This window comes from Bacillus sp. Medicinal_06 (assembly GCF_056711665.1).
The window spans coordinates 171,207-183,996 of the sequence record NZ_JBWYHD010000008.1; the positions used below are offsets into that span (position 1 = coordinate 171,207).

A 12,790-nucleotide genomic window follows, 5' to 3' on the forward strand; every position below is an offset into this window, starting at 1 on the left:
CTGTTAAAAATGATTAAACAACTGTTTACATTATATATGAAGAACTATTACTAATAAAAAAAGATGTGTAGCAATTTCTACACATCTTTTTTTATTCACATCCAGTAATTAACAAATCATCTTCTAACTTAAGTAACAATGTATCCGCATTAATTTCCTGACCAACCTCTATATTTACAGATCGTATATGACCACTAATTCCCACTGCTACTTTCTCCAGTGTTCCGTCGTTTTTTCGAATCGCCATCAATTTTTCCCATTCATATACGTAAGAGGATTCATCAACGAAAATCTCTTCTACTCTCCCATTATATGAACTATAAATCTCTTCAAACATCGCTTTCATTCAAAATCTACTCCCTACTTCACGCTTCTCTATTTTCTCATCTATTCTACCACTCCTGTAATAAACACATTATGTTTTTAAAAATTCAAAATAAAACTCATGAACAAAATGAGCAAAATGACAATTATGCGTTTAATAACGTTATTTCTCTAATTATTTACCATCCATATTTCATCCTTTATGATAAACAAAAAAGTTTTTTCTGAATTTTCAACATAATTTGAAAGCGTAATCATTTTTTGAGGGGGAGATTGCATGTTAGCGATACTCGGATTTGCAATGGTTTTTGTCTTTATGTTTTTAATTATGACAAAACGTATGTCAGCGTTAGTTGCATTAATATTAATTCCTATAATATTTGCATTAATTGGGGGATTTTATGCAAATGTAGGACCAATGATGTTAGATGGAATTAAGAAATTAGCACCAACTGGTATTATGCTTATGTTCGCCATTTTATATTTCGGAATTATGATTGATAGTGGCTTATTTGATCCAGTCATTAGTAAAATCTTGAAATTTGTAAAAGGCGATCCTTTAAAAATTGTTGTCGGTACAGCAATTCTAACGATTATCGTTTCTTTGGATGGTGACGGCACAACAACATATATGATTACAGTTTCTGCCATGTATCCACTTTATAAACGCCTTGGAATGAACCCACTTATATTAGCTGGGGTTGTTATGTTAGGAGCAGGAGTGACAAACCTTACACCTTGGGGAGGACCAACCGCTCGAGTTATGAGTGCACTTGGACTTGATGCATCCGAACTCTTCACACCTCTTATTCCAGGAATGATTGCTGGTGCAATTTGGGTTGTTTTTGTTGCCTACTATCTCGGAAAAAAAGAAAGAAAACGTTTAGGAATTATGGATGTACAATATTTAAAGAAAATGCAAACAATCGATGAGCAAGCTGCAACAGTCGAAGCTGTATCATATAAACGTCCTAAACTACTCTGGATTAACTTTTTACTAACAGTTGCCTTACTCGTTTGTCTCATACTAGAAGTTATGCCGTTACCAGTTTTATTTACAGTCGCTTTTGCTATTGCCGTGATGATCAACTATCCAAACTTAGAACAACAGAAAGAACGTATTGCTTCTCACGCTGGAAATGTATTAGCAGTTGTTTCTCTCGTATTCGCTGCTGGAGTTTTCACAGGTATTCTATCTGGAACAAAAATGGTAGATGCGATGGCTCAAAGTGTAGTTACCCTCATACCAGATGCACTTGGACCACAACTTCCAATTATTACAGCTCTTCTAAGTATGCCGTTCACATTTTTCATGTCCAATGATGCGTTTTACTTCGGTGTACTACCTATTTTGACAAAAGCCGCTGCTGCTTACGGAGTTAGCGCCGCTGAAATGGGACGTGCTTCGTTACTCGGACAGCCTGTTCACTTACTAAGTCCACTCGTTGCTTCCACTTATTTATTAGTCGGAATGGCAAAAGTTGATTTTGGTGAACATCAACGTTTTACATTACTATGGGCAGTTGGAACAACACTGGTCATGTTACTTGTTGGTATTATTACTGGCATTATTCCGATATAATCCGTAACGAAACTTCTTTGAAAGGAGTTTCGTTTTTTCAGTCAATATAAATAAGAAAGAAGGCTACAATATGCTATTATTCAATCTTTTATTATTAATATTCGCAAGCCTGGGTGGTTACCTACTTTCTTTAACGGGTTTGTCAATTGGTTGGTTACTTGGTTCCCTAAGTATTACAGGTCTCCTTGCTTACTTCAAACCAGTCTGGATGCAAACATTAGAAGAGCAACCACTCCAAGAAAAAATCCTTCTTTCCTTTCAACATATTGGTCAATGTATCATTGGTATTGAATTAGGACAAAAATTAACAACTGATATTCTTGTTACGTTTCAACAATACTGGCTAATCATTATGATGATGATTATTGGCTCCATTGCTCTTGCATTATGTTCTGGTTTGATTGTATGGCGTTTCGGGAAAGTAGATTTATTTACGAGCCTATTTAGCGCCACTCCTGGCGGGTTATCTGTTATGCCTACACTCGCCTCAGAAATAGGTGCGAATACCGCAATAGTTAGTATTGTTCAAACAATTCGCGTCTTTTTGGTGCTTGGTACAATTCCGCTTCTTTCTGTCTATTGGATTCCCCATAATCCAATTGTATCTCACCTAAAAAACGCCCCTACCAGCTCTCCATTTTGGACAATCTTTTTAATTTTTATCGCTTGGATTGGTTATCGAATCGGAAAAGTTTTAAAACTTCCTTCCCCTTGGCTTGTCGGAAGCATGATAAGCGTTGCACTCATACAAGCTTTATCTGCACACTATGTTAGTAATAGTCCGACAGCCTGGTGGCCACAATGGACTATGGTTTTAGCTCAAATTTTCATTGCAACTAGCATTGGATGTCGTTTTAATAAAGAAATGTTTATTGGTGTAAAACAAACAATCATAATAGGGTTATTTAGTTCTATTGGCCTGATTGGAATCTCTATATTGTGTGCATTCTTTGTTTCTTCCGTCACAAATATTCCACTAGTTACTTCTATACTAGCTCTTGCACCTGGCGGAATCGCAGAAATGACAACAACCGCTATCATTTTACAAACAGATGCTACATTTGTAGTCACAGTTCAAGTAATACGCGTTCTTACCATTCTTGGATTGCTTCCTATTTTCTTTAAATTCCTTTATGGATATTTGCATGGTAAAAAATCTAATGTTCATAAAACAGGATAACAACTTCTTCGAACAAAAAAGTAGAGGCTCTAAGAACCTCTACTTTTTTCTACCTCATAATTATGAAGAAACTAGGAAATATCTTCGCTCTGGTCTTCCCACATTCCCATATATAAGTTCCGCATAAATCCTCTTTTCAGAAATCAAATATTCTAAATAACGCCTTGCTGTTGATCGACTTATCCCTGCTTCTAAGCCCAACATCTCTGCTGTAATTCCTTCTTTTCCTACTTTAGAAACGTATTTTTTTATTTTTGATAATGTTAAAGGATCAATACCTTTTGGAGCATATCTGCTTTGATTATTTTCCAATCGTTCCTTAAACCACAAACTTTCAATTTCTTCTGATGATAACTGTTGACTTTGCTGTAATTGTTGTATCTTCTTTCGGTAGTTTTCTAAACCTCTTTTAAATCGATCAAACATAAGCGGCTTTACAATATAATCCGTTACCCCACCTCGCAATGCATGGCGGACAACTTCGACTTCTGATGCCGCTGTAATCATAATTATATCTGTATCGTGTAGGTTACGCCGAATATATGTCACAAGTTCCGTTCCTTGCATATCAGGTAAATACACATCCAATAAAACAAGTTGTGGTGAGACAAGGTCTAACCACTCTTTCGCTTGCTCTCCTGTTGTTGCAGTTCCAATTACCTTGAATCCTCCTACCTTTTCAGTAAACCGACGATGAATCTCTGCAATGCGAATATCATCTTCTACAATTAGTACTTCAATCCCTTCGTTCATTACAATTCGCCTCTTTCCTTTGGCAACGCAACTATAAACAGTGCACCACCTAAATCCCCTTTTTCTAGCGCGATACTCCCTTTTAAATCTTCAACTAACTCTTTTACCTTTGCTAATCCGTAACCTCGCTTTTCTCCTTCTTTTGTCGAAAACCCTTTGTCAAATATATATGTAATTACCTCATCATCAATCCCACGACCCGAATCTTCAACTTCAATAACAAATTCCCCTCCCATATCTGTTACAAACATTCTAACTTGCTTTTCATGCTCCTCCTTATATTCAACTGCTTCAAACGCATTGGTGATTAAATTTCCTAACATAGAGACAATGTGATTACTATCAATATGCGAACCTAAACTTTGTAAACTACTCTCACGGTCCAAAATAAAATCAATTTTCAATTCTCTAGCACGATTATAAAATCCTATTAAAATTCCACCTAACCACGGATTGTGTATACGTTTCATAATAAATTGAACAAACTCTTGATATACAGCGGTCTCTTTGTGAATAAGCTCTAACGCTTCATCATATGACTCTAATTGGATCAGCCCTGAAAGCGTATACAAAAGATTGTTATACTCATGTGTCTGCGCCCGAAGCGCCTCTGTATAACGTTTCGCTTGAGATAGTTCTTCTGTTAACTGATCCATCTCTGACTTTAAGCGAAAACTAGAAACAACTCCAATTACCTCATTATTCACTTTAATAGGTAATCGATTTACAATAACCGCTTGTCCCCTTATATCTAAATAGCGATCAAATTGCTCTTCTCCAGTTCGAAGCACTTCTAGTATCGAAGAGTTCGGAAGAATTTTCAAAATAGAATCCCCAATGATCTTCTGCTGTTTTTCAAGAGAAAGAATTTCATATGCCGCTTGATTGACTAAACGAATGCAACCTTCTTTATCTATCACCATAATTCCTTCCCTTACAGATTGAATGACAGCACTATGCTCTTCATATAAAGAGGAAATCTCTTCTGGTTCAAAGCCAAACATTAATTTTTTTATACTACGTGCTAAATATATAGAACCCAATATCCCAATTACCAATCCAACAAGAGCAATCCAAAATACTCTCTTACCATAAGCTTCTGCCACCTCATGAATATCCTCCATAGAAAAACCAACAGATACAACCCCGATAATACGATTAGTCTGATCACGAATTGGCACTTTCCCGCGTAAAGAAGGCCCTAATGTCCCGGTTGCCTGAGAAATATATGATTTTCCATCCGTTAAAACCCCTTCGTTATCCCCACCAACCATTTCTTTTCCGATTTTCTCACGTAAAGGATGTGCATAACGAATTCCATCTTTATTTCCCACTACGATAAAATCAGCATCTGTTTCTATCCGTATTTTCTCAACAATTGGTTGAATCATAGCAGATGGGTCTTCCTTCTGAAATGCTTCTTGAATTTCAGGTATGGCAGCGACTGTCTTCGCAACGTGTAATGCTCTTTTGCCAATTTGCTCTTCCACCGTTTTAGATACAATATAATAAAAAAGAAAACTCGTTAAAACAATAACAAAGAAAATAAGTATACCAATCGTTAATGTAATTCTTGGCTGTAATTTTAATTTTAATTTTTTTAACTTCAAAATGATTCCCCTAACTTTCATTGCATATTACTTTGTGAAGCATAGGTGAAGAAAGTATTTCCTTCCTATGAAATACATACTTCCAGCAGCTTATAATATGTTAGGAAATTTCCTTAAAAGAAGTTGTACAAAATCTACATACTCACTTTCCTCATCACTGCTATTTTCCTGATTCATCCAATAATACCCATCTACCAAATCAAACATTTCAATAGCAGTTATTTCCTGACAGTTAGCATCTTGTAATACCCTTTTCATCGACTGTAAATCAGCATCCCAATTAAAATCTAATACAAACGCATGTAACAATTCAGGAGTATTTAATTGAGTAAAATAAGCTTCTGCTTCAACTTCCTCTCCATATAAACAACCATCGATAATCTCCTGTTCACTTTCTGTTAATCTCAGTCGAACCGCTCCTTTTGTTTCTAATAATAAATCTGCTATTTCAGGATTATGTCTTGCTGCAAACCAAGTTGTTTTCTTTATCCCTGCTGGATGATTCAGTTCTACTCCATTTTTTATTAAGCACTGCACAGCCTGTTTATTACTAAATTTAATTGCTTTCGAAAATACTGACTCATGTAAACGGTCTTTTATCGTTGTCTTTGCCCCAACAGCTAGTAATCTTTCAAACATTTCAATAGGAGCTTTTTTGACAATTACATAATGCAACGGTGTCCTTCCAAACTGATCTTGTTCATTTATATTAGCTCTCGGAATGGCCTCTATGAATTGATCGAGATTTTTGTTTTTAATTGCTTCAAACAATATGTTCAATACATTCACCACTTTCGTACTACGATATTTTTACAAAAAACAACAAGAATTACAGGACTACTTCCCTATAAGACAGGCTCTCTTAAATAAAGCATTACATTATTGATTTCAATACATTCTCAAAAGAAATTTACCTATTGTCTTTTTTAAATGATGTATCCATTATAACTAAATATACTAAATTTTGTTTATTATTTAAAAACCGTTAAGTAAAATAAACATATATGTCTATAAGAAAGTAGGGTAAAAAAATGGAGTCAAAGGAGCTTTTATTAAAAGAAATTGCAATGATTGAACAATGGGAGAAGGAACAGGAGGATCTTTGGTTCTTTGAAAAGTGGGGGAAAATTCCGTTTGCTATTCTTGATAAGCTCACGCCAAAGTTTATTCATAAAAAAATTAATCTTTTACTAGATGAGCTTATTCAATATCTCAATTCTGGAAGTAAATATTTAATTCATCCACAAACAACAATAGAGAAATTTGAAAATGCTGCTTCCTTAACAGATGTTCAAAAATTCCCTTTAAGTGAGATGGATTCAATTGTTGATAAAATCATTGAAAATAGAAAATCTGTCGCAACTGCCCAAGGAGCGACAACTGGATTTGGTGGTATTTTCACCCTCGCAATTGATATTCCAGCTGTTTTAAGTATGTCACTAAATGTTTTACAAGAGATTTCCATTTGCTACGGTTATAATCCTGAAGATATGCAAGAGAGGTTATTTATCGTAAAATGCTTACAATTTTCCTCATCTGATATTGTAGGAAAACAAACAATTCTTCATGAATTAAAACATTTTGACTCTCGCGCCAATCACGATGACAGTATGTCACAAGTTAAATCATGGCGAGAAGTGTTTACTGTGTATCGTGACAATTACGGCTGGAAAAAACTTTTTCAGATGATTCCTGTTGCCGGAATGATTTTCGGTGCTTATTTAAATCGAAAAACAATTGAGGAAATTGCTGAAGTAGGTAAGATGCTTTATAAGAAAAGAAGGGTGTTAGATAGATTAGAAGAAATGAAATACAATTCTAAATAGCATGTCAAAAGGCCCCTACTGTAAGGGGCCTTCTTTCATTACTTTTCACTTTGCTCTTTTTCTTCCACTACTTGCACAACAGGTTTCTCACTCACTGCTTGCTGCACTGCACCTTTCCCAGCAAATCCTTCTAATAGTTCTTTCAAGTCGATGCCAGAAGAGGCTTTCAATGTCTCCTGCATCGTTGCCATTAGATCAGTCGCATACCCTGCCACTTTACCAGCGCCGCTGTTTTTTCCACCGCCGCCTGTATCAACAACAGTAATTTTATCAATGTTGCTAAGTGGACTTGCAACTTCTTTTGCGTAGCTTGGAAGCATTTTAAGAACCATATCCATAATTGCCGCTTGCCCATATAATTCGAATGCTTCCGCAATTTTTTGCTTCGCTTCTGCTTCTGCTAAACCTTTTAACCTAATAACATCCGCTTCTGCTGTACCTTGTGCTTTTTGAACTTCCGCTTTTGCTTCCCCTTGTGCCTTTTCAATTTCAGCTTTTGCTAAACCTTCTACACGTACTTCTTCTGCACGTGCCCTTGCTTCTGCTTCAATCTTATATTGATCTGCATCTGCTTTTTTCATTTGTTTTACTTTTTCCGCTTCCGCTGATTGTTCAACTGCATAACGATCTGCATCTGCTTTTTTCTTTACTTCCGCATCATATTGTTTTTCACGGCGCGCAATTTCTTTTTCTTCTAATTCAATTTGTTTTTCACGCTCAATGATTTTAACTCGCATTTGCTCTTCTGTAACACCTTGTTGCGCTTTCGCTTGTTGTAATTCATAAGAAAGATCCGCATCTGCACGTGCTTGCTCTTGCTCTCTCTTATATGATTGTACCTTTAATTCTTTATGCTTTTCAGCTTCAGCAATTTGCGCATCACGTTGATACTCAGCTTCTTTCGCTTCTTTTTCCGCGCGAGCTTTTTCAATACGTGCTTCTTTTTCACGCTCTGCATTTGCTATTTGTGCATCACGTTTTACAGTTGCAATTTGCGGCTGACCAAGCGCATCTAAATAACCATTTTTATCCATAATCTCTTTGATCGTAAACGAAACAATTCGAAGACCCATTTTCTTTAAATCTGTTGAAGCGACTTCATGTACCTTTTGGGCGAATTGCTCTCTATTACTATAAGCATCCTCCACTGTCATCGAAGACAAGATAGCACGTAAATGACCTTCTAATACCTCTTTCGCTTCCACTTTTAACTCTTCTGTTTCTTTTCCTAAATATTGTTCAGCTGCTGTCGATACTTCTTCAATTGTTGAACCTACTTTAATAATGGAAACACCGTTTACCGTAACTGGTACCCCTTGCTTCGTATACGTATCACGTGTTCCAACTTCTAGTTTATAGTTTAATAAACTAAGAGGTTCTGCTCGTTGCATAATCGGTACTACAAAAGTACCTCCGCCACGAATAATTTTAATTTTCTTTCCATCATCTGTTGTAACAACGTTCTTTCCGCTTCCAAGCCAGTTCCCGGTAACAATCAATGCTTCATCTGGGCCAACTGTACGGTATTTTGTAATAAACACCAAAATAAGTAAAAGTAAAATTGCTAGTAGCACGCCACCGATAATTAATGGAATCATTCAAATTCCCCCTTATAACTTTGGTTTTTTTAAAGAATAAGCGATGTTTTGTACAAGCAAAACACCATCTTGAACTCCCTCAATCATAACTTGTGTTCCTTGCGTAATATCTGTCTTTCCAACTGTCTTAGCTGGTATCGCATTGCTTCCAAATTGTGAAGAGACTAATACTTCTCCAAATCCTTCTTTCGGAATAGTGATAATCACTTCTCCTTTGCAGCCAACAAATTCATCCATACGCTGCACTGTATTTTGTTCAGCTTCTGCAATTGGTTTTAAAATCAATATCTTCATTAGAAAAACACCAATAAAGGATATGCCAAAAGAAAGACTAAAAATAATAATACTATTCAAAGAAAATAAATACTCTCCTATATAACTAAACCCACAAAGCATTGCAAGGAAACTGAGCAGCAGCGTTACAATGGATGTAGATCCACCTCCGAAGCTAAATATGGATTCGAATATATCTCCAAAAAAGATATAAATAACGGTAAGTACAGTAGCAATAATAAATCCATATAAATAAATTGTTTCAAGCGGATAACCAAATAATGTCATGCCTTATCCCCCTCTCATTATTGCTTCTCTCTTTGTTATATGTATGCCTCACCTCTTTCAAGGATTATTTTTTCATAATTTTCAGTTATTTAATATTTAAAGAAAAACCTGTATAACAGGCTGCTTAAAAAAGAACAGGAGGAGCCTATTGTGACAGGCTCCTCCTAGAAAATAACCGATGTATTATATATTTATATAATATACTATTTTACATAAAAAGTAAAGTTGTATATACATTAGAAATGGATTTATTTTACTAATAATGAATATGCCCCATTTTTATTATCAAATTTATATACATATAAATAATACTTTCCTGGTCTTGCTTGATATTGTTCCTTTATAACATTTCCATCAGCTTGACCATAAGCGACATAATTTTGCATATCTTCTTCATGATGAAGCACCCATGTCATCCCAATTTGTTGTTCATTTATAACAGCAATGTCCACTTCTTTTGGTGATGTGATCTCGAACGTATAAACATCCGTTTGATTTAGAGTGTTCAAACTTCCTTTTATAAGCGTATTAAAAGGAAGTATCTTAGTTTCTTCAGAGCCTGCATTTGTTTGTGTATCCTGTTTTACTGTGACTATTGTTTGTTCTTTTATTTCTTTTCCTTTACTATCTTTCACTGTTAATGTCACAGTATATTTTCCTTCTTTCCCATATACATGAGTAGGATTTATTTCTGTACTTGTTTTACCATCTCCAAAATCCCAAAGATACGAATTTATTTTTCCATCTGTACTTTCTGTACCATCACTATGAAACTGAATTTTTTCATTTACTTTTCCCTGATAGGGCCCATTTATATTTACTTTAGTTGTTGAAATTTCTTCTTCATCCGTTGCAACACCATGAAATACAATATCATATTCAAACTGATTTGCTGCATTCACACGATGGTTAACAAAATACGCTGTAACTGTTTTATAGCCGCTCCATTCTTTTTGCGATAGCTGTTCTAATACCTGATTCATTTGCTTACTCATCACTTTCCAATCTTCTGATTCATCTTTTGATACCCCACCTATGTACGTGCCTTCTACTGTAAATGTGTTAAAGAATTGAGACTTATGTTTTATAATTTTTGCATCTTTTACATTCGCAACATCTGCAATTTCTTTTTTCACTTCAGTTAACGCCTTCGGTGCGTGTTTTACTAAATAATCATCAGATACTTGTGGTACATTATATTTATCTTGATTATCAATTAAATGCTGCATATATGCTTGATATTCTTGATTTAACTTTAAATCCTTACTTAAAGCTTCACGATATGCATCATAATTTTTCACATCATTTGCACGTATTAAATCTTGAACCTTGTCAAATGTTTCAAATCGATGATTATATAAATACGACTGCAATGCAAAGGAATAGTTATAAAAATCCCATGATCCATACTTTGCAAACAATGTTCGTTCTGCTGAATAACGACTCGCCGTATCAGATGCTATGCCACTAATTATACTCTTACGCGGCACGACATTATTTGTACGTGTAGATCCTGCAAAAAATTCCGCATTCCCTTCTTGGAACCAAGTTAATCGTTCATTTTGATACATGTCTCCCCTTCCAAATAAACCAGGAACCTCATATCTTCCTTGTAAATAATGTGTAAATTCATGACGGAATAACTCTTCTAAACTATAAATACTTTGTTCCGGTGTGCGCTCATATGTAAAGAAAGTACCCTTCTCTTCGATATAGATTCCACCATTGTTTGTTTCATATCCATATAACTGTCTATTTAACTGATATTCATCCGGATTATTATAAATTACTACTGTCAATACATCATCAGCGTTCCCTGATTCTAACGCTTTATCATTTCCAATTACACGATGATATTGTGCTTTTACTTCCTTGGCAGCCCAATATAATCTCTTAATCTTCTCTTCTGTTACTTTGTCTCCTGTTTTAAATACGATAGATCCATCATCAAATTTGTATGTTTTCGGTAGATACCGCTGTTTACCTTCTTCCTGTACTTTCTCTAAATCAACAGTATTTCCACTAGAGTCTTTCCCACCATAATTTGTTGTAATCTGCTCTACTGCTCCAAAATAAGCTTCACTTAAATGAGGATACATATGCATTGCTTGTGTGATAACTTCCAATCCTTTATTTGGATTACTATGAAATTTCCCTAAACGTCCTACATAATAAATACCGTTATTAATTAACCAACTATTTTCAGTTGTTACATTTCGTATGAGTGCGATTCTACTAATCTCATTTATAAAGTTATCAATCTGTCCAAACCACATTGTCGCATTAGGTTCTTTATGCGTATCATACAAATAAGACTGTATGTCATAATCAATTCCTTGCATGAGATCATATACAGCTTGTCCCTTCATACGGTCACTTACATATGTAAAGAAGTTATCGTTATACTGTTTTAAAATATTTGCCGCATACTGCACTGTTTCAGCATCACTAGAAGCATTGCTAATTAATTTACCATATGCAGATATCACTATATCTTGCTCTACTGTACCAAGTTTAAAGTTTGGATTTTTTGCGATTGCCTTTAATGCTGGTAAGCATCTATCCTGAAAACTGCGCTCATTTAAATAACTTAACTCTTTATTATAAAATCCAACATAAAAAGCTGAACGTAATACTTCAACAAATGTTTCAATACCTTTTGTATCTTCTTTTGTGAACGCATTTCCACGACTACCTAATTCATCAATAATAACCTGCATTCGCTCTTTCTTTTGATAAAAAGCTTTCGCATCTTGATTGAATTGGAATAAATCTGTAATTTGATTCCAACGAATGTTTGCTAGCGTATCAATTAGTTCACTATCACTCATTCTATTAAGCTCTGCCATAGAATAACTTTGCTGGAATTGTCTAACTTCAGCCCGCTCCGCAATCGGTGCTGGTCGCTGTGAAAAATCCCCTACTTTTAAACGCTTTTCAAATGATAATGTTTCATCGCTTTTGGTTGTATGTCCAACTTCATCTTTTGAAGTTTCTATACCTATAGGCTTCATTTGTAATACGTTACTTTGATCTTTTTCTGCCGCCAAAGCTTCAAATTGAACTCCTCCTAACGATAGCGCTATTGTACTAATACCAAGAATTATTGGATTAAACTTTATCTTCTTGTTCATGGTAAATCCTCCTGAGTTATATATTCCAAACAAGAAAATAACATATTATCTTGATAAAATAATATAAAATGCAATATTTCATATTATTTCTGTATATATTTCGAACGTTTTATGAATAATTATACTAACGTATCTCTTCTGTAAAAATCGAATTTTTTGACATTAAAACCAATAATTGTTATGATCAATATAATTATTAACTAAATTAAATAAAAGGTGGGA

General features: G+C 34.9%; 10 protein-coding genes. 3 read left to right on the forward strand and 7 right to left on the reverse strand.

The annotated features are described in order from the left end of the window. Positions 1-91 precede the first annotated feature (91 nt). Positions 92-346, reverse strand: a complete 255-nt coding sequence (locus AC1M36_RS20190) for a hypothetical protein (protein WP_336452900.1) — start codon at positions 344-346, stop codon at positions 92-94. 255 nt (positions 347-601) lie between these two features. Between AC1M36_RS20190 and AC1M36_RS20195 the strand changes: the two genes are divergently transcribed. Together AC1M36_RS20195 and AC1M36_RS20200 are read left to right on the forward strand one after the other, a co-directional pair. Beyond that, positions 602-1,906 (forward strand): CitMHS family transporter, encoded by a 1,305-nt coding sequence (locus tag AC1M36_RS20195; RefSeq protein WP_336452899.1) that lies wholly within the window; start codon positions 602-604, stop codon positions 1,904-1,906. A gap of 70 nt (positions 1,907-1,976) precedes the next feature. After that, positions 1,977-3,086 carry an AbrB family transcriptional regulator gene (locus tag AC1M36_RS20200; RefSeq protein WP_336452898.1) on the forward strand — a complete coding sequence of 370 codons (1,110 nt, stop codon included), beginning with the start codon at positions 1,977-1,979 and terminating at the stop codon, positions 3,084-3,086. Between the two features lie 60 nt (positions 3,087-3,146). On the opposite strand, the gene AC1M36_RS20205 is transcribed toward AC1M36_RS20200, so the two are convergent. The 3 genes from AC1M36_RS20205 to AC1M36_RS20215 all read right to left on the reverse strand — a co-directional run bounded on the left by AC1M36_RS20205 (position 3,147) and on the right by AC1M36_RS20215 (position 6,229). Continuing rightward, entirely contained in the window at positions 3,147-3,839 is a 693-nt protein-coding gene (locus AC1M36_RS20205) for a response regulator (RefSeq protein WP_336452897.1), read from the reverse strand. Further along, complete coding sequence (locus tag AC1M36_RS20210; RefSeq protein WP_420792361.1) at positions 3,839-5,470, reverse strand: ATP-binding protein; 1,632 nt, start codon at positions 5,468-5,470, stop codon at positions 3,839-3,841. The genes AC1M36_RS20205 and AC1M36_RS20210 overlap by 1 nt, the downstream gene beginning before the upstream one ends. A gap of 69 nt (positions 5,471-5,539) precedes the next feature. Then, positions 5,540-6,229 (reverse strand): DUF4274 domain-containing protein, encoded by a 690-nt coding sequence (locus AC1M36_RS20215; RefSeq protein WP_431613289.1) that lies wholly within the window; start codon positions 6,227-6,229, stop codon positions 5,540-5,542. 251 nt (positions 6,230-6,480) lie between these two features. Between AC1M36_RS20215 and AC1M36_RS20220 the strand changes: the two genes are divergently transcribed. Further along, positions 6,481-7,275 carry an EcsC family protein gene (locus AC1M36_RS20220; RefSeq protein ID WP_336452894.1) on the forward strand — a complete coding sequence of 265 codons (795 nt, stop codon included), beginning with the start codon at positions 6,481-6,483 and terminating at the stop codon, positions 7,273-7,275. A gap of 38 nt (positions 7,276-7,313) precedes the next feature. Here AC1M36_RS20220 and AC1M36_RS20225 read toward each other — a convergent pair whose 3' ends face one another. From AC1M36_RS20225 to colA, 3 genes are all read right to left on the reverse strand, one after another. Continuing rightward, entirely contained in the window at positions 7,314-8,873 is a 1,560-nt protein-coding gene (locus AC1M36_RS20225; protein ID WP_336452893.1) for a flotillin family protein, read from the reverse strand. A gap of 12 nt (positions 8,874-8,885) precedes the next feature. Beyond that, on the reverse strand, positions 8,886-9,434 hold the full coding sequence (locus tag AC1M36_RS20230) for an NfeD family membrane protein (protein WP_336452892.1): 549 nt from the start codon (positions 9,432-9,434) through the stop codon (positions 8,886-8,888). 248 nt (positions 9,435-9,682) lie between these two features. Further along, positions 9,683-12,568 carry a collagenase ColA gene (gene colA, locus AC1M36_RS20235; RefSeq protein ID WP_336452891.1) on the reverse strand — a complete coding sequence of 962 codons (2,886 nt, stop codon included), beginning with the start codon at positions 12,566-12,568 and terminating at the stop codon, positions 9,683-9,685. Positions 12,569-12,790: the final 222 nt, after the last annotated feature.

What these genes read in the sequence shown, in the direction of transcription:
- AC1M36_RS20190 (WP_336452900.1), bottom strand. Translation starts at nt 346, where the DNA reads ATGAAAGCGATGTTTGAAGAGATTTATAGTTCATATAATGGGAGAGTA.
- colA (WP_336452891.1), bottom strand. Translation starts at nt 12,568, where the DNA reads ATGAACAAGAAGATAAAGTTTAATCCAATAATTCTTGGTATTAGTACA.
- AC1M36_RS20230 (WP_336452892.1), bottom strand. Translation starts at nt 9,434, where the DNA reads ATGACATTATTTGGTTATCCGCTTGAAACAATTTATTTATATGGATTT.
- AC1M36_RS20210 (WP_420792361.1), bottom strand. Translation starts at nt 5,470, where the DNA reads ATGAAAGTTAGGGGAATCATTTTGAAGTTAAAAAAATTAAAATTAAAA.
- AC1M36_RS20205 (WP_336452897.1), bottom strand. Translation starts at nt 3,839, where the DNA reads ATGAACGAAGGGATTGAAGTACTAATTGTAGAAGATGATATTCGCATT.
- AC1M36_RS20225 (WP_336452893.1), bottom strand. Translation starts at nt 8,873, where the DNA reads ATGATTCCATTAATTATCGGTGGCGTGCTACTAGCAATTTTACTTTTA.
- AC1M36_RS20220 (WP_336452894.1), top strand. Translation starts at nt 6,481, where the DNA reads ATGGAGTCAAAGGAGCTTTTATTAAAAGAAATTGCAATGATTGAACAA.
- AC1M36_RS20200 (WP_336452898.1), top strand. Translation starts at nt 1,977, where the DNA reads ATGCTATTATTCAATCTTTTATTATTAATATTCGCAAGCCTGGGTGGT.
- AC1M36_RS20195 (WP_336452899.1), top strand. Translation starts at nt 602, where the DNA reads ATGTTAGCGATACTCGGATTTGCAATGGTTTTTGTCTTTATGTTTTTA.